17 protein-coding genes are annotated in these 19,880 nt (G+C 70.6%); 6 read left to right on the forward strand and 11 right to left on the reverse strand.

Annotation, left to right across the window (positions count from 1 at the left end; translation table 11 throughout):
• Window positions 1-25: 25 nt before the first annotated feature.
• The 6 genes from ABD770_RS04675 to ABD770_RS04700 all read right to left on the reverse strand — a co-directional run bounded on the left by ABD770_RS04675 (window position 26) and on the right by ABD770_RS04700 (window position 5,824).
• Complete coding sequence (locus ABD770_RS04675) at window positions 26-601, reverse strand: DNA-3-methyladenine glycosylase I (RefSeq protein ID WP_344818346.1); 576 nt, start codon at window positions 599-601, stop codon at window positions 26-28.
• The gene (locus ABD770_RS04680; RefSeq protein WP_344818347.1) at window positions 598-996 is read right to left on the reverse strand and encodes a cupin domain-containing protein; all 399 of its coding nucleotides are present in this window, start codon (window positions 994-996) and stop codon (window positions 598-600) included. Before ABD770_RS04680 ends, ABD770_RS04675 begins: the two co-directional genes overlap by 4 nt.
• A gap of 200 nt (window positions 997-1,196) precedes the next feature.
• Window positions 1,197-3,245, reverse strand: coding sequence for an acyl-CoA dehydrogenase family protein (locus tag ABD770_RS04685; protein WP_344818348.1), 2,049 nt, complete (start codon window positions 3,243-3,245; stop codon window positions 1,197-1,199).
• A gap of 227 nt (window positions 3,246-3,472) precedes the next feature.
• Window positions 3,473-4,297, reverse strand: a complete 825-nt coding sequence (locus ABD770_RS04690; protein WP_344818349.1) for a MetQ/NlpA family ABC transporter substrate-binding protein — start codon at window positions 4,295-4,297, stop codon at window positions 3,473-3,475.
• Window positions 4,298-4,346: 49 nt separating this feature from the next.
• Window positions 4,347-5,018 carry a methionine ABC transporter permease gene (locus tag ABD770_RS04695; RefSeq protein WP_344818351.1) on the reverse strand — a complete coding sequence of 224 codons (672 nt, stop codon included), beginning with the start codon at window positions 5,016-5,018 and terminating at the stop codon, window positions 4,347-4,349.
• Window positions 5,015-5,824: a methionine ABC transporter ATP-binding protein gene (locus ABD770_RS04700; protein WP_344818352.1), complete on the reverse strand. Its 810-nt coding sequence runs from the start codon at window positions 5,822-5,824 to the stop codon at window positions 5,015-5,017. Before ABD770_RS04700 ends, ABD770_RS04695 begins: the two co-directional genes overlap by 4 nt.
• 92 nt (window positions 5,825-5,916) lie before the next feature.
• On the opposite strand from ABD770_RS04700, the gene ABD770_RS04705 reads away from it, so the two are divergent.
• Window positions 5,917-6,324 carry an OsmC family protein gene (locus ABD770_RS04705; protein ID WP_344818353.1) on the forward strand — a complete coding sequence of 136 codons (408 nt, stop codon included), beginning with the start codon at window positions 5,917-5,919 and terminating at the stop codon, window positions 6,322-6,324.
• A gap of 48 nt (window positions 6,325-6,372) precedes the next feature.
• Here the strand turns inward: ABD770_RS04705 and recQ are convergent, their stop codons facing one another.
• The gene (gene recQ, locus ABD770_RS04710) at window positions 6,373-8,427 is read right to left on the reverse strand and encodes a DNA helicase RecQ (protein WP_344818354.1); all 2,055 of its coding nucleotides are present in this window, start codon (window positions 8,425-8,427) and stop codon (window positions 6,373-6,375) included.
• 92 nt (window positions 8,428-8,519) lie between these two features.
• Here recQ and ABD770_RS04715 point away from each other — a divergent pair, with 92 nt between their 5' ends.
• The 3 genes from ABD770_RS04715 to ABD770_RS04725 all read left to right on the forward strand — a co-directional run bounded on the left by ABD770_RS04715 (window position 8,520) and on the right by ABD770_RS04725 (window position 11,870).
• Complete coding sequence (locus ABD770_RS04715) at window positions 8,520-8,816, forward strand: GNAT family N-acetyltransferase (RefSeq protein ID WP_344818355.1); 297 nt, start codon at window positions 8,520-8,522, stop codon at window positions 8,814-8,816.
• Between the two features lie 29 nt (window positions 8,817-8,845).
• Complete coding sequence (locus tag ABD770_RS04720) at window positions 8,846-9,391, forward strand: ECF transporter S component (protein WP_344818356.1); 546 nt, start codon at window positions 8,846-8,848, stop codon at window positions 9,389-9,391.
• A 79-nt stretch (window positions 9,392-9,470) separates the two neighbouring features.
• Window positions 9,471-11,870 (forward strand): ATP-binding cassette domain-containing protein, encoded by a 2,400-nt coding sequence (locus ABD770_RS04725; RefSeq protein WP_344818357.1) that lies wholly within the window; start codon window positions 9,471-9,473, stop codon window positions 11,868-11,870.
• A gap of 42 nt (window positions 11,871-11,912) precedes the next feature.
• Here ABD770_RS04725 and ABD770_RS04730 read toward each other — a convergent pair whose 3' ends face one another.
• Together ABD770_RS04730 and ABD770_RS04735 are read right to left on the reverse strand one after the other, a co-directional pair.
• The gene (locus ABD770_RS04730; RefSeq protein ID WP_344818359.1) at window positions 11,913-13,076 is read right to left on the reverse strand and encodes an acyl-CoA dehydrogenase family protein; all 1,164 of its coding nucleotides are present in this window, start codon (window positions 13,074-13,076) and stop codon (window positions 11,913-11,915) included.
• 174 nt (window positions 13,077-13,250) lie between these two features.
• Complete coding sequence (locus tag ABD770_RS04735) at window positions 13,251-14,177, reverse strand: M15 family metallopeptidase (protein WP_344818360.1); 927 nt, start codon at window positions 14,175-14,177, stop codon at window positions 13,251-13,253.
• Window positions 14,178-14,262: 85 nt separating this feature from the next.
• Between ABD770_RS04735 and ABD770_RS04740 the strand changes: the two genes are divergently transcribed.
• Complete coding sequence (locus tag ABD770_RS04740; RefSeq protein ID WP_344818361.1) at window positions 14,263-16,158, forward strand: intein-containing Rv2578c family radical SAM protein; 1,896 nt, start codon at window positions 14,263-14,265, stop codon at window positions 16,156-16,158.
• Between the two features lie 185 nt (window positions 16,159-16,343).
• Here the strand turns inward: ABD770_RS04740 and ABD770_RS04745 are convergent, their stop codons facing one another.
• Window positions 16,344-16,526, reverse strand: coding sequence for a hypothetical protein (locus tag ABD770_RS04745; RefSeq protein WP_344818362.1), 183 nt, complete (start codon window positions 16,524-16,526; stop codon window positions 16,344-16,346).
• Between the two features lie 237 nt (window positions 16,527-16,763).
• Window positions 16,764-18,695, reverse strand: coding sequence for a DEAD/DEAH box helicase (locus ABD770_RS04750; RefSeq protein WP_344818363.1), 1,932 nt, complete (start codon window positions 18,693-18,695; stop codon window positions 16,764-16,766).
• A 249-nt stretch (window positions 18,696-18,944) separates the two neighbouring features.
• Between ABD770_RS04750 and ABD770_RS04755 the strand changes: the two genes are divergently transcribed.
• Window positions 18,945-19,865, forward strand: coding sequence for an aldose 1-epimerase family protein (locus tag ABD770_RS04755; protein WP_344818364.1), 921 nt, complete (start codon window positions 18,945-18,947; stop codon window positions 19,863-19,865).
• The last annotated feature ends 15 nt before the right edge of the window (window positions 19,866-19,880 follow it).

Consider the following 19,880-nt stretch of genomic DNA (forward strand, 5'->3'; position numbering starts at 1 on the left):
GTCTCCCCGCTCGGCGCATCGGGTCTCAGAAGGACGCCGCGCGCCAGCATCCGACGACGTGATCGTCGACCATCCCCGTCGACTGCATGAGGGCGTACATGGTGGTGGGGCCGACGAAGCGGAATCCTCTCCTGCGCAGCGCGCGACTGAGCGCCGTGGATTCCACGGTGACGGCGGGGACGTCCTCCCGGCGTCGGGGGCGGGCGGATGCCGGTGGCGCGAACGACCACATCAGCGCATCCAGCTCCCCGTCGGCCATGTCGCGAACGAGCGCGGCGTTGGAGATCGTGGCGAGGATCTTCGCCCGGTTGCGGATGATCCCGGCATCCGCCATGAGCCGTTCGACGTCGCGGTCGTCGAAGCCCGCGACCGCCACCGGGTCGAAGCCCGCGAACGCCTCCCGGAACCGCGGGCGCCGCCGCAGGATCGTGATCCAGCTCAGCCCCGCCTGGAACCCCTCCAGCGACATCTTCTCGAACAGTGCTCGGTCGCCGTGCAGCGGGACGCCCCACTCCTCGTCGTGGTAGCGGCGGTACTCGTCGTCATCGCCGACCCAGGCGCAGCGGTCGCGGCCGTCAGGTCCGGTCAGGACCGAGGTCATGCGTTCCAGGGGAACGGGCGGTCCCGATCGAGCTCGGCGTCGTGGCCGATGTCGCTGAGCGCTTCGCCCGCCGCGCGGATGCACACCCAGTGCATGGGCGAGGGGCTGTCCGGGAGGGCGCGCAGCCCGTGCATGATCCCGGGGGCGACGCGCACCACGGTGCCCGCCTCGAGGGGGATCACCTCGTCGCCGAGCGCGAACTCGCCGCGGCCGTCGACGATGATGTAGACCTCCTCGAGCTTGGCGTGCGCGTGCCAGAACGGCGACTCGCCGCCTGGAGGCGTGGTGTTGACCGAGACGCCGGCGAACTGGGCGCCGACCTCCTTCTCCAGGAACTGCTTGCCCTTCTCGCCGCCCCAGGACGCGAGGGGCCCGACCTGCATCACGTTGCTCATGGCCCCAGGCTACCCGCGCCCCCTCTTCCGCATCCCGCTCCCCCGTCTGCGCCCGCGAGCCACCAGGCGATCGTCGAACCACCAGGCGATCGACCGTCATTCGGATGGTGGCTCGGCACTCGGATGGTGGCTCGGCACCCACATGGTGGCTCGGCACTCGGATGGTGGCTCGGCGGGAGGTGGGGCGCGGGGAGAGGGGGTCAGGAGGTCTTGCGGGCCTTGTAGAGCTCCTTCTCGGAGAGCGGGGCCTCGCCCGAGGCCGCGAGCGCGGCGTAATGCGCGCGGGCCTCATCCTGGCGCTGCTGCTCGATGCCGCTCGCGATCGTCGCCCGCACATGCTCGGGCTCGTACCCGAACGCCTCGACGAGCTCCAGGGCGTGCGGACGCAGCCGCGCGCAGAGCCGGTCGATGTAGCTGGAGACCGCGGCGGCGCGCTGCGTGGACAGGCGCCCGTTGATCAGGTGCCAGGCCAGATGCTTCTCCACCAGCGAGAGGCCGAACAGGTCGCGCAGCCAGGTGAGGACCTGCTTCGTGTGCTCATCCTCGATCGCATTGACGGCGTCGGTGAACGCCTCCCATTGCAGCAGCTCGCCGTGCGCACGGGCCGCCTCGATGAGCTCGGCCTGGTTCTCGTTGAAGAGCCTCTCGCCGAGGGCCTCGTCCTTGCCCGCCGCACGCAGACGTCCCGCGATGTCGGCGACCATCTGCTGCACCCGCTCGGTGAGCAGCTCGTGCTGCTGCTCGGCGCGCAGGCCGAGCTCCACCGACCGCGCGGTGGACCCCAGATCGGCGACGGCCTGGCCGAGAGCGCGCAGACCGGCGCCGTGGAACACCTTGCCCGCGGTGTGCTCGACGGCGTACTTGGCCAGGGCGGCCGCGTCCTTCCCCTTGAACTGCGCGGCGAAGTCGGTCAGCAGCCGCTTGCCCACCAGCTGCAGCAGCACGTTGTTGTCGCCCTCGAAGGTGACGTAGATGTCCAGGTCCTGCCGCAGCCCGACCAAGCGGTTCTCCGCCATGAAGCCGGCGCCGCCGCAGGCTTCGCGCGCCTCCTGCAGCGTGTCCAGCGCGTGCCACGTCGACAGCGGCTTGAGGGCCGCCGCCAGGGTCTCCAGATCCTCCCGGTCATCGGGGGTGTCCCCGCGGCCGGAGAACACGTCGTCGAACTTCCGCAGGAACTCGTCGTGCGCGAAGATCTGCGCGTAGGTGGTCGCCAGACGCGGCAGCAGCCGCCGCTGGTGCTTCCCGTAGTCCAGCAGCACCGTCTCCTGCCCGTCGACGCCGTCGAACTGGCGGCGCTGCGACCCGTAGGTGAGTGCGATGTGCAGGCCGAGAGCGGATGCCCAGGATGCGGCGCCGTCCAGCGAGACCCTGCCCTGCACGAGCGTGCCGAGCATTGTGAAGAACCGCCGGCCGGGGCTGGCGATGGGGCTCGTATAGGTGCCGTCGGCGGCCACATCGCCGTACTTGTTGAGGAGGTTGGTGCGCGGCACGCGCACGTGGTCGAAGCTGAGCCGGCCGTTGTCGATGCCGTTCAGCCCGCCCTTGAGCCCGTCGTCCTCGCGTCCGATGCCGGGCAGGTCGTTGCCGTCCTCGTCGCGCAGCGGCACGTAGAAGCAGTGCACGCCGTGGTTGACGCCCTTCGTGATGAGCTGCGCGAACACCGTGGCGGCGATCCCGTGCAGGGCGGCGTTGCCGAGGAACTCCTTCGTCGCCGCACGGAACGGCGTGTCGATGACGAACTCCTCCGTGTCCGGGTCGTAGGTGGCCGTCGTCCCGACGGCGGCGACGTCGGAGCCGTGCCCGATCTCGGTCATCGCGAAGGCGCCGGGGATGGAGAGGTCCATGATGCCGGGCAGCCAGCGCCGGTGGTGCTCCTCGGTGCCCAGCTGCAGGACCGCACCGCCGAACAGCCCCCACTGCACGCCCGACTTGATCTGCAGGCTGGGGTCGGCGGCCACCAGCTCCTCGAAGCCCGCGATGTTGGCGCCGTTGTCCTCCTCGCCGCCGAACGCCTTCGGGAAGGCCCGATGCACGGCGCTGTTCTCCACGAGCAGGCGCAGCTGTGCGAGCACGCGCTCGCGGTGCTCGTCCTTGCCGAGGCTGTCATCGCGCCAGAACGCGGGGTCCTTGATGAGCTCGCGAGCCTGACGCCGCACGTCCGCCCAGGTGCCCATGAGAAGCTCGTTGATGCGCGAGACGTCGATGCCGGTCTCGGCGGGGGCGTCGGAGCGGGTGGTGGCGGCGGCCATGGTGATACCTCTCAGGAGGGGACGGGATGCTTCGATGGTAGGTCTACCACAACAACCATTGAAGTCGACTGGTGATATCCCACAAGCGACGGATCGCGCACCCCTCCGCGTCGTTGTCGCGACTCCACAGCATCCGCCACCGCGAACCGCTGCCTCAGCCCGCGCTCAGTCCGCCGGAAGCCGGGACGCCGCGTGACGCCCGGGTGCGTCACGCGGCGTCCTGAACGTCACCAGGCGGGCTGGATGGTGCCGTTGGCCTCGATGACCTCGCGCACCTGGTCGCTCGTGAAGGCCTTCTTCAGCGCGGCCGTGGCGGCGGAGTCGGCGTCCTTCTTCTGCACGACGAGGTTCAGCGCGAAGCGGTCGTCGAGCTCGGTGATCAGGCCGTCGTCCTGCGGGGTCAGGCCCAGCGCGATGATGTGCGAGGGCCACTGGAAGACGAGGTCGGCCTCCTCGTACGCGGCGTTCAGCGAGGCGATCGGCACCTGCAGGAACTCGAGGTGCTTCGGGTTCTCCGAGATGTCGGCGACGGTGGCGTCGTACGGGTCGACCTCCGGGTCCAGCGAGATGACGTCGTGCTCGGCCAGCAGCTTGAGGGCGCGTCCGGTGTTGGACGGGTCGTCGGGCATGGCCACCGTGCCGCCGTCGGGCAGGTCGGCGATGTCGTCGAGGGTCTTGGAGTAGAACGCGATGACGAAGTTGTACACCGGCTGCACGCCCACCAGTGTGCCGTCGTTGCCCTCGTTGAAGTCCTCCATGTAGGGGATGTGCTGCGAGTAGTTCGCGTACACGTCTCCGGAGTTGAGGATCGTGTTGGCGGTGATGTAGTCGCCCACCTCGACGAGCTCGATCTCGTAGCCGTCCTCGATGGCCTCGCCCGCCGCCTTCACGACGTCGGTCATCGGGGATTGCACGGCGGCGACCTTCAGCACCTGCGGGGCGGCGGTGCCGGCGTCCGTGCTGTCCTCGGCGGGCGCGCCGGCCGCGCAGCCGCTGACGACCATCGCCATGCCCAGCGCTGCCGCCAGCATTCCGACACGTGACTTCTTCATTGCTCTGATCTCCTCGTGGGTTGGGGTCTCGGGGCCGGTCGCCGCCTGTTCAGCGATGATCCAGCCGGATGGAGGTGCGGTGCCCGACGGCCTGGATGGCGAGCACGCACACGATGATGATGACGATGGTGAGGTACATGAGGCTGTCGTTGTACACCTGGTACCCGTAGCGCATCGCGAAGTCGCCGATGCCGCCGCCGCCGACCACGCCCAGCACCGTCGAGTACGACAGCAGGCTGATGGCCGCCGAGGTCAGCGCGTAGACGAGTCCCGACCTGGCCTCCGGCAGCAGCATCCGGAACACCGCCTGCGGGACCGTCGCGCCCAGCGCACGGGCGACCTGCGGGATGCCCGGCGGGATCTCGCGGAGGATCTGCTCGGTGAGCCTGCCGTAGATGGCCACGGCGACGAAGCACAGCGGGAAGGTCGCCGCGGGGGTGCCGAAGCTCGTGCCGATCACCGCGCGGGTGAAGGGGATGAAGAACACCACGAGCAGGAGGAACGGGAATGAGCGGACCACGTTGATGTACAGGTTCGCGATCATGTTGACCACACGGTTCTCGGCGATCCCGCCGCGTTCGGTCAGGTACACGGCCATGCCCACCGGCAGGCCGATGAACACGGCCGCCAGCAGCGAGACCAGCATCATGTAGCCGGTCTCCGCCATGGACTTCGTGATGTCCTCGCCGTACTCGGCCAGCAGGTCGGTGAGCCAGTTCACGACATCAGCTCCCGCTTGACCTGCTCGTAGTAGCTGGGCAGAGTGCGCTCGGCGGCGCTCCGGGTGATGGGGAAGACCTCGCGCAGCCGCCCCTTCTCCAGCAGGGCTGCGCGATCGCACAGCACCTTGACGACGTCGAGGTCATGCGTGATGACGATCACGGTGGTGCCGAGCTTCTCGCGGGCGTCGGCCAGCACGCGCAGCACGTCGCCGGTCGTGGACGCGTCCAGGGACGAGGTCGGCTCGTCGCACAGCAGCAGCGACGGCCGGGTGACCAGCGCCCGGGCGAGGCCCACGCGCTGCCGCTCGCCGCCGCTGAGCTGGGCGGGGTAGTGGTCGGCGCGGTGTGCGAGGCCGACGAAGCTCAGCATCCGCTCGACCTCCTCGGCCTGCTGCCTGCCGCTCAGCGCGTCCTCGCCGCGGCGGCCGGCGAGCCGCAGCGGCAGTCGGATGTTCTCGCGGACGGTGCTGTTGCTGAGCAGGTGCACCCCCTGGAAGACGGTGCCGATGCCGCGGCGCAGGGCGCGCATCCCGCGGCGGTCCAGGCCGGCGACGTCGACGCCGCCGACGGAGACGCTGCCGGCGGTGGGAAGGGTGAGTCCGTTGACGAGTTCCAGGAGAGTCGACTTTCCCGCGCCGCTCTCGCCGACGATGCCGAAGATCTCGCCGGTGCGGATGCTGAGGGTCACGTCCTCGAGCGCGGCCGGCCCGTCCTCGCCGGAGCGGTACCGCTTGGTGATGCCGCGGAACTCCACGATCGACCGGGTGGTCGTCGTGGGCGCACTCGCGATGGTGGCGCGGGCCATGGAGGGGTCTCTCGGGTCGAGGGGAGGGCCGCGGTCAGGCCCGACGGGCCCGAGCAGCCCTTTCTGTACGTGATCCAAATTATAGTTGGGTTATGGGTGCCAGGTACCGGACGGAAGCGATCAACGGCGTCGACGGGCGCAGCAGAGTGCCGGGTGGGCTCGATGTCGCCGTGGCATCGCCTCTCAAGGCGGATGCCGATCCGACCGCCACCAACCCCGAGCAGCTGCTCGCGCTGGCCTGGGCGACGTGCCTCAACGGCACCGCTCAGGTACTCGTGGGCGAGCAGCGTCGCACGGCGGTCCGCGTGGAGGTGGAGCTGCACCCGGTCATCCCCGGCCCCGGGTACGAATTCCACGTCGACGGGTATCTGTCCGCCGAGGGTCTCTCGGAGGCCGAGACGGAGGACCTGCTCGCCCGTGCGCACGCCCGCTGCCCGGTCTCCAAGCTCATCGGCGCCGCCGCCACCGTGCACACGCACACCGAGGCGTACGCGGGCTGACCGGGCGCGGGCGCGGCGTCCCCGGGCAGCCCGGGCCCCGCACCGTGATCAGGAGGCGCCGTGCGCGGCGATCACCTCGAGCAACGCCGCGCCGTAGGCGTCGCGCTTCTTCGCGCCGATGCCGCTGATCCCGTCCAGCGCGTCGGCGCTGCCGGGGCGGTGCTCCGCCAGGGCGCGCAACGTGGCGTCGCCGAAGACGATGTATGCGGGCACACCCTGCTCCCGCGCGGTCGCCGCGCGCCAGGCCCGCAGCGCCTCGAACAGCGGCTGATCGCTCTCGTCCAGGCTCTCCGCGGCGGTGGACTTCCGTGCCCGCGCCGTGCGCACCCGCCCGATCGTGTCCTTGCGCAGCGGCACGGGAGTCTCGCCGCGCAGCACCGCCGCGGCGCCCTCGCCGAGCCCGAGGGTGCCGTACTCGCCCTGGGCGACGAGGATGCCACGGGCCAGCAGCTGCCGGACGACGCTGCGCCAGTCCTGGTCGGAGAGGTCGGCGCCGATGCCGTAGGTCGCCAGCCGCTCATGATGCATCTTCCGGATGCGGTCGTTCGCCGAGCCGCGCAGGATGTCGATGAGGTGCCCGGCACCGAAGGCCTGGTTCCGCTCTCGCTTGAGGCGCACGATCGTGGAGAGCAGCTTCTGGGCGGGGATGAGCCCGTCGAAGGTGTCGGGCTTCTCCAGGCAGGTGTCGCAGTTGCCGCACCCTTCGGCTCCCCCGGCTCCGCCGTTCTCGCTCAGGGACCGAGCCTCCGGAAGGTCTTGACCGAAGTAGCGCAGCAGGTTCTGCCTGCGGCACGTCACCGTCTCGCACAGCGCGAGCATGGCATCCAGATGTCTGCCCATCCGCATCTTGAAGGTGCGGTCGCCGGGGCTCTGGTCGATGAGCCGGCGCTGCTGCACGACGTCCCCCAGGCCGTACACCATCCACGCCACCGAGGGCTCGCCGTCGCGGCCGGCGCGACCGGTCTCCTGGTAGTAGCCCTCCACGGACTTGGGCAGGTCGATGTGGGCGACGAACCGCACGTCGGGCTTGTCGATCCCCATCCCGAACGCGATCGTCGCGACCATGATCACGCCGTCCTCGCGCAGGAACCTCGCCTGGTTCGCCGCACGCACCTCCGTCGGCAGGCCCGCGTGATACGGCAGCGCATCGAAGCCGCGGGATGCCAGGTACTCCGCCGTCTGCTCGACCGACTTGCGGCTGAGGGCGTACACGATGCCCGCCGCGTCCTCCGACTGGGACCGGAGGAACTCCACGAGCTGCCTGCGCGCGTCGACCTTGGGGACGATGCGGTACTGGATGTTGGGCCTGTCGAAGCTGGCGACGAAGTGCGCGGCGCCGTCCAGGTGAAGGCGCTCGGTGAGCTCGCGGTGCGTGGCCTGGGTCGCCGTGGCGGTCAGCGCCATGCGCGGTACGCCGGGGAAGCGCTCGGCGAGGTCGCCGAGCGCCAGGTAGTCGGGACGGAAGTCATGCCCCCACTGCGACACGCAGTGCGCCTCGTCGATGGCGATCACGCTCAGCACGCCCCGCTGCAGCAGCCGTGTGGTCTGCGTGGAGGACAGCCGCTCGGGCGCGACGTAGAGGAGGTCGAGCTCGCCGGCGAGGTAGGCGCGCTCCACCTCACGGCGCTCGTCCGGCGTCTGCGTGGAGTTGAGGTAGGCGGCGCGCACGCCGTTGGCGCGCAGCGCGTCGACCTGATCGTGCATGAGCGCGATGAGCGGGCTGATGACCAGCCCGGTGCCCTCGCGCACCAGCGCCGGCACCTGGTACGTGACGGACTTGCCGCCGCCGGTCGGCATCAGCACGACCGCGTCCCCGCCGCCGATGACCTGCTCGATGATCGCCGCCTGGTCGCCGCGGAACGCGTCGTACCCGAACACCGTCCGCAGCGCCTCCAGCGCCGTCGGGAAGCGGGAGGGCGCCGCGGTGCGCGGGTGCGCGGTCGGCGTCGGGGCGGATGCCGCGGGCTCCGCGCCCGCACCCCAGTCCACCAGCGGCTCCCAGCCGTCCTCCGGCGGGACCCAGTCCCTCTCCGCGCCCTCGGGCTCGCCCCACGGCTCCTCCGGGTAGGGGATGTCCTCGTACGGGTCGGACGGCTGCGGCATCCACCCAGCGTATCGATGGCCGCCGACGTCGAGGACCGGCATCCACATCCCGGCGAGGAGCGCGTAGGTTGGACGGAATCGAAGGAGGAGACATGCCCGAGATCACCGTCCGCCGCAACGACGAGGCGTCGCGCTACGAGATCCATTCCGACGGCACTCTCGCGGGCTTCACGCAGTTCGAACGGCGCCCGGGGGAGTTCAGATTCCTGCACACGGAGATCGACCACGCCTTCCAGGGACGGGGGCTGGCCCAGCGGCTGGCGGCCGAGGCGCTGGCGGATGCCGTGAATTCCGGTGACGCGATCGGCGCCTACTGCCCGCTGATCTCGAAGCACCTCGAGGACCACCCGATCGAGGGCGTGGAGGTGCGCAGGCCCGGCCGGAGCTGAGCGCAGCCGAGATCGCGTAGCCTGGAGCGGTGCCCTCCCTCGCCCGCCTGAGCACGCGCACGCTGCTCGTCTGTGCCGCCATCGGCGTCGCCACCGGCATCCTCGGCGGCATCGCGGGACTCATCACCCTGGGTGTCCTCGCGGTCACCCCGTACCTGTACGGCCTCGTCCTGGGTGTGCACGTGCTGCCGGGGATCATCGCGCAGGAGGTGCTCCGCCGGCCGCTGGTCGCACTGATCACGCACGTCATCGCGGCGCTCATCTCCAGCGCGTTCAACCCCGCGTGGGCGATGCGGTTCATCGGCACGGCGCTGCTGTTCGGCGTGATCCAGGAGGGCGTCGCCGCGCTGACGCGCTACCGCTCCTGGGGACGCTGGCGGTTCTTCGTCTCGGCGGTGATCATCGGCGCGATCGTCGCCGCCGTGGTCGGGTTCGCCGTCGACCTGACCCGATTCGAGACCTGGGTGCAGGTGGTGTACCTCACGATCTCGGTGCTGGGCCCGGTGGCCTGGACGGCGATCGGCATCGCGATCGGAAACGCGCTGCGCCGCGCGGGCGTCGCGCCGAAGCGCTGATCGGCCCCGTCGCTCACCGACGCCCCGTTCGGCATGGGTAGGCTGAATTCTCTCCCGTACCGTCGATCGAGGACCAGCCGTGCGCCCATCCGCGCCTCTGCTGCGCGTGCAGCGCCTCAGCGTCACGCATGCCGGTGCCGCGCACCCCGCACTCCGGGACCTCTCCCTCGAGGTGGCCGCCGGCGAGGTCGTCCTGCTGCTGGGGCCGAGCGGCTCCGGCAAGTCCACCCTCGCCCTCGCCCTCAACGGGCTCATCCCGCAGTCCGTCGAGGCCGAGATGACGGGATCCGTCGAGGTCTCCGGCCAGGACACCCGCACCACCCCGGTCGCGCGTCTGGCCACCGACGTCTCACTGGTCTTCCAGGACCCGGATGCGCAGCTGGTCACCGGCACCGTGCTCGATGAGGTCGCCTTCGCACTGGAGAACCTGCTGCTTCCGGCGTCCGAGGTGCTCGCGCGCGCGGAGAAGGCGCTGCGCCGCATGGGTCTCTGGCACCGGCGCGACTGGAACCCCGACCTGCTCTCCGGCGGCGGCCGTCAGCGCCTGGCCATCGCCTGCGCGCTGGCCGTGCATCCGACGCTCATCGTGCTCGACGAACCCACCGCCAATCTCGACCCCCGCGGCGTGGAGGACGTGTACGCCGCGCTCGACGACCTCGCGGCGGATGCCGAGGAGCGCGCCATCGTGCTCATCGAGCACAACGTCGACGCGGCGCTGCGGTTCGCGACCCGCGTGATCGTGCTCGGCCGTGACGGACGGGTGCTGTGGGACGGGCGGCCGAGCGCGGTCTTCGACGAGCATGCGGCCGAACTGGCAGAACTCGGCGTGTGGCTGCCTCGGACCGCCACCCCGAGGGACGCCGCGCTTCCGGCCCCGGCCGGCCGTGCTGCGAGCATCCCGTCCCGCACCGCCCCCGCAGCCCCCGCGATCGCCGTGCGCGACCTCGTCGTGCAGAAGCGAGGCACGACCGTGCTGCGCGTGCCGGAGCTCGAGATCGAGAGCGGCTCGTTCACGGCCGTCATCGGGCCCAACGGCGCGGGCAAGACCACCCTGCTGCAGGCGCTGGGCGGCGTGGTGCCGCCGCCGCGCGGCACTGTGCGGATCGGCGATCTGGATGCCGGGCGGGCCTCCCCCCGCGAGCTCAGCGCCCGTGTCGGTTACGTGTTCCAGAACCCGGAGCACCAGTTCATCGCGCAGACCGTCCGCGACGAGCTCGCGCACGGCCTGCGCCTGCAGCGGATCGACGACGTGGAGATCGCCGAGCGCGTCGAACGGATGCTGGACCGACTGGGCCTGAGGGACAAGGCCGACGAGCATCCGTTCCTCCTCTCCGGGGGCGAGAAGCGACGCCTGTCGGTCGGCACGGCGCTGATCGCCCGGCCCGACGTGCTCATCCTCGACGAGCCGACCTTCGGTCAGGATCGACGGCGCGCCGCCGAGCTGCTCGACCTGCTCCGACAGCGGCAGCAGGAGGGCGCGACGGTCGTGGTCGTCAGCCACGATCCGGCGCTCGTGGCCTCCTACGCCACGCACACGGTCGTCGTCGACGACGGGGCGGTGCGCGCGGCGGGGCCGACCGCCGATCTCGTCGACGCGGTGCGTACCACGGCGCCCGACGCCGCCGCCGAGGACTCCGCGGCCCCGCGCACCGAGCCGTCACCGACCGACCCGTACGCGGCGGCACCGGCATCCGCCCGGCACTGGCTGCACCGTCTGAACCCCCTGGCGACCTTCGGCGCGGTGATCCCGGCGATGGTGCTGCTCGTGGCCACCCGCGATCTGATCACCCCGGCGGTCTTCCTCGTGCTCGCGTGCGTCCTGGTGCTGACGGGTGCACGGCTGACACGTCGCACTCTCGCCGCCCTGCTGCTGGGTGTGCCGATCGGCGTCGCCGCGCTCACCGTCGGCTTCGGCGTCTGGATCGCCCCCGCACAGGTCGCCGACACCGCACCTGTGCTGAGCATCGGCGACTGGACGCTCCATCAGGGCGCCCTGCTGATCGGACTGACGACCGCGCTGCGCCTCGCGGCCATCCTCGCACTCGCCCTCCTCGGCGGCCTGACGACGACCGGGCCGGATCTCGTGCGCTCCTCCGTGCAGCAGCTGCACGTGCCGTACCGGATCGGGTACACCGCGCTGGCCGCCTACCGCTTCGTCCCCCGCTTCGGCTACGAGCTGGCCGTGATCCGCGCCGCCCATCGCGTGCGCGGGCACGGGTTCGGCGGGCGCTTCGGCGGGCAGGGCCCGCTCGCCCGCGTCGTGCGGGGCTGGGGGTACATCGTGCCGCTGCTGGCGTCCGGCATCCGCCATGCCGAGCGCGTGGCCCTGTCGATGGACGCCCGCGCCTTCGGCGCGCACCCCACCCGCACGGAGCGGCGCATCGTGGCCTGGCGCGCCCGTGACACCGCGTTCGTGGTCGCCGTGCTGCTGGCATCCGCGGCCGTGTTCACCGCCACGTTCCCCTGGCAGCCGGGCTGAGCCCTGCGGGGCGGGCCCCCACCCGCCCCGCAGGGCTCGACGTCAGCGCTTGCCGGCGATCTGACGACCGACGATGTCGCGCATGATCTCGTTGGTTCCGCCGTAGATGCGGTGCACGCGGGCGTCGGTGAACGCCTTCGCGATGGGGTACTCCATGATGTAGCCGTAGCCGCCGTGCAGCTGCACTCCCATGTCGAGCACCTCCCACTCGCGCTCGGTGGCCCAGAACTTCACCTTCGCCGCGTCCTCCGCGGTGAGCCTGCGGTCCTTGTAGGCCAGCAGCGCGCGGTCGACGTATGCCCACATCGCCTCGGTCGTGGTGGCCATGTCGGCGAGGCGGAAGCGGGTGTTCTGGAAGTCGGCGATGCGCTCGCCGAACGCCTCGCGATCCTTCGTGTAGGCGACGGTCCAGTCCGTCGCGGCCTGCGCGACGGCCGCAGCGGCGACGCCGATCGACAGCCGCTCCAACGGCAGGTTCATCATCAGCTGGATGAAGCCCTGTCCCTCCTTGCCGCTGATGAGGTTCTCGTCGGGGACGAACACGTCCGTGAAGCTCAGCTCCGCGGTGTCCCAGCCGTGGAAGCCCATCTTGCGCAGCTTCTTGCCCTGGTCGAACCCCTCCATGCCCTTTTCGAGGATGAGCAGGCTGAACGCGTCGGGGCGGGTTCCCTCGCCGGTCTTCACGAAGGTGATCACGATGTCGGCCGTCGTGCCGGAGGAGATGAACGTCTTCGCCCCATTGACGATGTAGCCGCCGTCGACCTTCTTCGCGGTGGTCTTGATGCCGCGCAGGTCGCTGCCGGCGCCGGGGTCGGTCATGGCCAGCGCGCCCAGCACCTCGCCGGTGGCCATCCGCGGCAGCCACTTCTCCTTCTGCTCCTGCGTGCCCATGTGCACGAGGTACGGCACGGCCAGGTCGTCTTGGATCCCCAGGGCGCCGGCGAGCGATCCCGCCCCCGCGGCGATGACCTCCTCCATCACGATGGAACGGAACCGGTAATCCTGCAGCATTCCCGCGCCGCCGAACTCCTCGGGCACGGAGAGTCCGATGATGCCGGCCTCGCCCGCGGCGAGAAGGGTGTCGCGGTCGACCTCGCCGGCTGCCTCCCACCGCTCGATGTTCTCGTTGGTGGCGTAGCGCTTGACGAAGTCCTTGACCAGGTCGCGGAAGGTCTCGTGGTCCTCTTCGTAGATGTCGCGTTCCATGGTGTCCTCCTGACGATCGCGTGCGTCTTCGCACCGGGAGTCTACGGTCGGAAGACGGTTCGCGACACTGCATTGTGGGAACGCGTTCCATAGAAGTTGAGACTGCGTCCCGCATTTGTGGGATGCCGTCAATGCGGCCCGCACGACGGCATCCGCACTTCGAGCGCGGATGCGTCAGTGTCCGTAATCGGGAGCGGGCGGAAGCCCGAAGAACTCCTCGAGGGTGCGGAAACCGCCCTCGTGATACACCGTCGCCAGCTCGACCCCGATGTACCGCAGATGCCAGGGCTCGGGCATGTACCCGGTGACTCCCTCGGCATCCTTCTCGTACCGCACGATGAAGCCGTACTCATGCGCATGCCGGACGATCCAGTCGCTCTGCGCGGTCGCTCCGAATTGGCCGAGGGACCCGCATCCGCTCGAGCAGGCGACGACGTCGACGGCCAGACCGCTCTGATGCTCGCTGTGACCGGGGCGCGCCGACCCGGCATCCGCTCCCTCGACACCCTCCGAGCGCACGAAGCGCGAGTACGTGACCTGCTGCAGGCCGTAGGAGCGATACGCGTTGTTCACCCCCAGGGCGCCGCCCCCTTCCGCGACCATCGCGGCGCCCATCCGGCTCAGCGCGTCGGCGACCTCCGGCCGCATGCTCACCGACCCCGACAGTCCGCGCAGATCGGAGGCGACGACGGATGCCGGGGCGAAGTCCGCCGGCTGCAGCGGCCGGAGCTTGTTGACGACGACCCAATCACGGTGCGGGTCCTCGAGGGAGATGCAGGGTGCGTTGCCCGCCACGACCGCCGCACGGAACTGCTCGCCCCCGCCGAACGCGTGCACGGTCGCCTCGTCGTCGCCCGCCGTCAGTGCCGAGCGGACCGCGGCATCCGCGCAGGGGTCGGCGGCCGGTGTCTGCGCCATCCGCACATCCGGCAGCGCCATCGCCGCAGCGGGGGCGGGCAGGGGAATCGGCGCGGGATCCGCCGCGATCACCCCACCCAGTGCCCCCAGCGAAGCGATCGCCGTGAACAGCACGCCGATGGGCAGGGCGACCTTCACGGCGAGCGGTCCACGCGACGCATGCCGGGAGTGCGTGGCGCTCATCCGTCCATTCTGACGCATGACCGGAGGGGAACAGATGTTCGCCATGCCCTTGACGTCTCCATCGTTGTTATGTTCGAATGAAGAGATGCGGTGGCAGGGTCAGACGATCGACGACGCGGACGCCGCGGCGCTGCCCGGTCTGGAGAACCGCAGCGGCATCGTGCAGTCGGTCACGACGCCCGAGTTCGCGGGCATGACGTTCCACGAGGTGCTCGCGCGCTCCGCCCTGAACGCCGTGCCCGCCGTCTCGCGGATGCCCTTCCGCTGGACGATCAACCCGTACCGCGGATGCAGCCATGCGTGCGTCTACTGCGTGGATCCGCGCACACTCGTCCTGTGCGCAGACGGGCGCCAGAGGCCGATACGCGATCTGCGAACCGGCGACGAGATCATCGGAACCGAGCGGCAGGGCCGCTGCCGGCGCTACATCAGGACACGCGTGCAAGCGAAGTGGACGACCCGCAAGACCGCGTATCGGGTCACGCTCGCAGACGGGACCGAATTGATCGCAAGCGGCGACCACCGGTTCCTCACCGACCGCGGGTGGAAGCATGTGGCCGATGCGCATGACGGCCAGCGGCCGCATCTCACCGTGGACAACCGGCTCATGGGGTTCGGCGGAGGGACACCGCAATCGGCATCCGCGCCCGACAGCGCCGACTACCGGCGCGGCTACCCGGCGTCCGAAGGCGTCAGCACCATCACGCGCCCCTTCTCACTCCGGAGCGAGACTCGAGCACGGATGACCGGCATCCCCGTCTTCCCATCCAAGGATTGGAGAAGAGGATTCCTGTCCGGCATCTTCGACGCAGAGGGCAGCTGCTCGCGAGGCGTGCTGCGCATCTCGAACCGAGACCCCGTCCTCCTGAGCACGATCATGTCGGCGCTCCGTGCCTTCGACATCCCCTGCACGCTCGAACCTCCCCGCGTCAACGGCGTCCGCAGCGTCAGGGTCACGGGCGGATTGCCCTCTCGGATGAAGTTCTTCGCCGTTGCGAGCCCGGCAATCACTCGGAAACCGAGCATCGAAGGCACCGCCGTGAAATCCGTTGCGGATCTCCGCGTCATCAGTATCGAGGAGTTGCCAGGCACCCGCACACTCGTCGACATCACCACAGGCACGGGCGATTTCGTGGCCAACGGCGTCATCAGCCACAACTGCTTCGCCCGGGGCACCCACCAGTACCTGGACCTGGATGCGGGGCACGACTTCGATTCGCAGATCGTCGTGAAGACCAACGTCGTCGACGTGCTCCGGCGCGAGCTGCGTCGGGGGTCCTGGCAGCACGAGACCGTCGCACTGGGCACCAACACCGACCCGTACCAGCGGGCGGAGGGGCGGTACCGGCTGATGCCGGGGATCATCGCCGCACTGGCGGACTCGGGCACGCCGATGTCGATCCTCACCAAGGGCACGCTGATCCGCCGCGACATCCCCCTGCTGGTCGAAGCGGCCGCGCGGGTACCGGTGGACATCCAGCTGTCCATCGCGATGTACGACGAAGCGCTGCAGCGCTCCATCGAGCCGGGGACGCCGTCCACGCAGGCGCGACTGGACACGGTGCGCGCACTGACGGATGCGGGATTCCGGGTCGGCGTGTTCCTCATGCCCGTCCTGCCGTATCTGACCGACTCCGTCGACGCGATCGATTCCGCGCTGCGGCGCATCGCCGACGCCGGCGCCGCCCATGCCGTCTACGGCGCCCTGCACCTGCGCGCGGGCGTGAAGCCGTGGTTCTTCCAGTGGCTGCAGCGCGAGCGCCCCGACCTCGTCGCCGCGTACCGTGGACTGTACCCGGGGGCGGCGTCCGAGGCGCCGAAGGGCTACCGGCGGTGGCTCGCGGAGCGCATACGTCCGCTCATCCGCGCCCACGGCCTGCGCGCGCAGTCGGAGCAGGAGCACGACCGGATGCGGGGGATGCTGCGAGCGCGCACGAACCCGGCGCCTCTTGCAGCGCCTGCGCCCGCCACCCTGTTCTGATCGCCGCCGCGCTGTGTTGCGCGAGAACAGGAGATTCACCGAGAACAGGACATCACCCGGCGATTCCGTCCTGTTCTGGCCGAATCTCCTGTTCTGGGGCGACGGGCCGGGCGACGGGACGGGTGGGACGGACCGGGCGGGACGGACCGGGCGGGACGGGTCCATGGCCGCGGAAGGTGCCGTGATCACCGCTTCCCGAGCGGCTCGGTCAAGAAGACCAGGATCAGCAGCGCCAGCGGGCCGAAGATCATCCCGAGGATGAACCAGCCGAGCTTCGTGCGGCCCTGCAGCCCCGCCAGAGCACTGATCGTCAGCGCGATGCAGAACCAGACCGTGCCGCCCGCCGTCGCCCACTCGTTCCACTCCATGCGCTCAGCCTAAGCGGCCGGACTGCTCCGACGTCGCCGGCACCTCGGCATCCGTGCTCCCCCATCCCCGTCGCCGCGTCACCGAGAACAGGAGATTCACCGGAAACAGGACATCCTCCGACGAATCCGTCCTGTCGTGGCCGAATCCCCTGTTCTGGCGCGAGCGCCCGGGCTGAGGCGAGCGCCCGGGTTGGGGCGCGAGGAATCGCGCCGAACCACGCAGAGCCGCGACCGGCGTCAAGCGGTCAGCTCGGCGTCCGTCGGCATCCGCCCCGCGATCTCCTCGATGACGTCGTCGCCGGGCTCCGCGACGTCGAACGGGGCGTGGATCTGCGCCCGCGCCAGCAGATCCTCCATGCGGCGACGGCGGTGCCGGGTGATCAGGGTGACCACGCGACCCGCGTGCCCGGCGCGCCCGGTGCGGCCCGCGCGGTGCAGGTAGGTCTTGTACTCGTCGGGGGCGTCGGCCTGAACGACGAGATCGATGTCGTCGACGTGGATGCCGCGGGCGGCGACGTCCGTGGCGACGAGCACCCGCACCTTGCCGGAGGTGAGCTTGTGCAGGTTGCGGGTGCGCTTGGCCTGGTTGAGGTCGCCGTGCAGCGCGACGGCGGGGATGCCGGCATCCTCGAACTGCTCGGTGAGCATCTCCGCATAGGCGCGCGTGCGCGTGAACACGAGGGTGCGGCCCTCTCGGTCGACGAGCGAGCCGAGCACCTCCGCCTTGTCGCGGTGCTCGATCACGAGCACGCGATGCTCGATGGAGCTCGAGTCCTGATCCTCACCGGCGACCTCGTACACTGCAGGATCGACGAGGAACTCGTCGACGATCGCGGCGACCTCGCGATCGAGGGTCGCTGAGAACAGCAGCTTCTGGCTCGTCGTGCCGCCGGAGAGCCCCGTGCCCGTCCTGCGGAGGATGCGCTGCACGGGCTCCGCGAAGCCCAGCTCGGCCATGTGATCGGCCTCATCCAGCACGGCGATGCGCACGTCGGAGAGGTCGAGCTTGCGCTGCTCGATGAGATCCTCGATGCGGCCGGGCGTGCCGATGACGATGTCGACGCCCTTCTTGAGCGCCCCCACCTGGCGCGCCTGCGGCACGCCGCCGTAGATCTGCGTGGTGAACAGTCCAACGCTGCGGGCGATCGGCTGCACGGTGCGGTCGATCTGCAGGGCCAGTTCGCGCGTGGGCGCGAGGATGAGCGCGCGCGGACGGCGACCGAACTCGCGGCGCCCGCCCCTCTGCGACTGCAGGATGCTCTCCACCAGCGGCGCGCCGAAGGCGATGGTCTTGCCCGACCCCGTCCGCCCCCGGCCCAGCACGTCGCGCCCCTGCAGGATCGAGGGGATGGTGGCGGCCTGGATCGGGAACGGCGTCTCGGCGCCCATGTTCTTCAGTGCCTCGACGATGTTCGACCCCAGGCCCAGGTCGCTGAAGGAGACATCGGCGACATCGGATGCCCGGACGGCCTCGGCCTCGAGGCGCTCGTGCACGATGTCGACGTGCTCCTCGCGGGCTCGGACGCTCTCGGCGCGGTTCGCAGCGTCGAAGCGGTCGTGGCGGACAGGGCGCGCGGAACGGTGGCCGCGCTCGAAGCCCGGGCGGTCGTCGCGACGCGGGCGGTCATCGCGACGCGGACGCTCGTCACGACGGTCGTACCCGCCGCGCGTGCCGCGCTCGTCACGGCTGCGGTGCGACCTGTCGCTCCGGTCGTCGCGGCCGCGCCCGTCGCGACCGAAGCCGCCGTCACGACGCGGACGCTCGTCGAAGCGACGTTCCGGACGCTCCTCGAAACGCCGCCCGTGGCCGCGCTCGTCACGATCACCGCGACGGTGTGGCGCCTCGCGGCGGCCGGACTCCGCACGGTTGCGGATGGCGCGGGCCTCATCGCGCCCCGCACGCTCGGAGTCGCTCCATCGGCGCTTGGGGGCAGCGCCCCCGGCATCCGGCGGACGGTAGCCGCGGTGCTTGGGGCTGATGCTTCCCGGCCGACGATCGGCACGCCCGTCGGAGGAGGCGGAGCGGCGCTCTCCGGCATCCGTTCTCCGGTCGTCGTCACGAATCGGGCGTCCGCCGGCGTGACGGTCGCGGAACGACGTCTTCCTGGCGTAGCGCGGATCGAAGTTGCGGGACGGCCGTCCGCCCTTGAGTCTGCCGTTCTTCGGCATGGTGCTTCCTCACTGTCTCTGACACGAGAACAGCATCCGCTCCCGTGCGCACAGAGATCAGCGCACCGCGGACAAACCCGGGCATCCGTCGGCCGGGGCCATTCATGTGATGGTCGTCGAACCATCGGCCCCTGGGCTCACACTGTCACACGTCCCGCTGCCCGCGGGTGCCCGAAGCCGACCGCACCAGCATAGCGGAGCCGCCTGGGAGACCGCCCGGCGCAGCCCCTGCGGCTCTACGATGGCTCCATGCCTCTCGACCCCGCAGCCAGCTCCCCCACCGGTATCCAGACGCACCTCCGACTCGGCGACGTGACCGCGCAGATCGCGCAGGTCGGCGCCTCCCTGCGGCATCTCGCGGTCGGCGACGTCGACATCGTGCCGCCGTACCCGGAGGAGTCGCCGACGCCCGGCGCCTCGGGCATCGTGCTCGCGCCCTGGCCGAACCGGGTCCGTGACGGCGTCTGGCAGGACGGCGACACCACCCGTGCCCTCGCGATCACCGAGCCGAAGTTCCGCAACGCGAGCCACGGGCTGCTGCGCTTCACCGCCTACGAGATCTCCGATCAGACCGAGGACGCCGTGACGCTGACGGCGAGCATCGTCCCGCAGACGGGGTATCCGTACCTGGTGGGCACGAGTGTCCACTACGCGCTGACGGATGCCGGCATCGACGTCACGCACACCCTCGTCAACCGCTCCCCCGCAGCCGCGCCCGTCGCCCTCGGCACCCACCCGTATCTCACGATCGGCGACGCGGATGCGCGCGAGCTGGTGCTGACGATCCCCGCACAGACGTGGTTCGAGACCGACGAGCGGATGCTGCCGGTCGGTGAGTCCCCCGTGTCGGGCGGCACCGACCTGCGGGAGGGACGACGCCTGGGCGACGTGCAGCTGGACACCGGGTTCGCGAACCTGCGCCGCGACGCCGACGGTCTGGCGCGCAGCACGCTCGCCGCGCCCGACGGACGCACCGTCACCCTGTGGCAGGGTCCGGGACTCGACTACGTGCAGGCGTTCACCTACACCGGCTACCCCGGCCGGCAGCTCGTCGTCGCCGTCGAGCCGATGTCGGCCCCGGCGGACGCGTTCAACTCCGGACGGGGCCTGCGCCGCCTGGAGCCCGGCGAGTCGTGGACGCTGGAGTGGGGCATCCACTACTCGCGCTGACGAACGGCGCCCGCC

The organism is Microbacterium soli (genome assembly GCF_039539005.1).
Lineage (GTDB): Bacteria > Actinomycetota > Actinomycetes > Actinomycetales > Microbacteriaceae > Microbacterium > Microbacterium soli.

Coding starts and splice junctions, on each gene's coding strand:
- ABD770_RS04675 (WP_344818346.1), bottom strand. CDS start 601: ATGACCTCGGTCCTGACCGGACCTGACGGCCGCGACCGCTGCGCCTGG.
- ABD770_RS04680 (WP_344818347.1), bottom strand. CDS start 996: ATGAGCAACGTGATGCAGGTCGGGCCCCTCGCGTCCTGGGGCGGCGAG.
- ABD770_RS04685 (WP_344818348.1), bottom strand. CDS start 3,245: ATGGCCGCCGCCACCACCCGCTCCGACGCCCCCGCCGAGACCGGCATC.
- ABD770_RS04690 (WP_344818349.1), bottom strand. CDS start 4,297: ATGAAGAAGTCACGTGTCGGAATGCTGGCGGCAGCGCTGGGCATGGCG.
- ABD770_RS04700 (WP_344818352.1), bottom strand. CDS start 5,824: ATGGCCCGCGCCACCATCGCGAGTGCGCCCACGACGACCACCCGGTCG.
- ABD770_RS04705 (WP_344818353.1), top strand. CDS start 5,917: ATGGGTGCCAGGTACCGGACGGAAGCGATCAACGGCGTCGACGGGCGC.
- recQ (WP_344818354.1), bottom strand. CDS start 8,427: ATGCCGCAGCCGTCCGACCCGTACGAGGACATCCCCTACCCGGAGGAG.
- ABD770_RS04715 (WP_344818355.1), top strand. CDS start 8,520: ATGCCCGAGATCACCGTCCGCCGCAACGACGAGGCGTCGCGCTACGAG.
- ABD770_RS04730 (WP_344818359.1), bottom strand. CDS start 13,076: ATGGAACGCGACATCTACGAAGAGGACCACGAGACCTTCCGCGACCTG.
- ABD770_RS04735 (WP_344818360.1), bottom strand. CDS start 14,177: ATGAGCGCCACGCACTCCCGGCATGCGTCGCGTGGACCGCTCGCCGTG.
- ABD770_RS04740 (WP_344818361.1), top strand. CDS start 14,263: ATGCGGTGGCAGGGTCAGACGATCGACGACGCGGACGCCGCGGCGCTG.
- ABD770_RS04745 (WP_344818362.1), bottom strand. CDS start 16,526: ATGGAGTGGAACGAGTGGGCGACGGCGGGCGGCACGGTCTGGTTCTGC.
- ABD770_RS04750 (WP_344818363.1), bottom strand. CDS start 18,695: ATGCCGAAGAACGGCAGACTCAAGGGCGGACGGCCGTCCCGCAACTTC.
- ABD770_RS04755 (WP_344818364.1), top strand. CDS start 18,945: ATGCCTCTCGACCCCGCAGCCAGCTCCCCCACCGGTATCCAGACGCAC.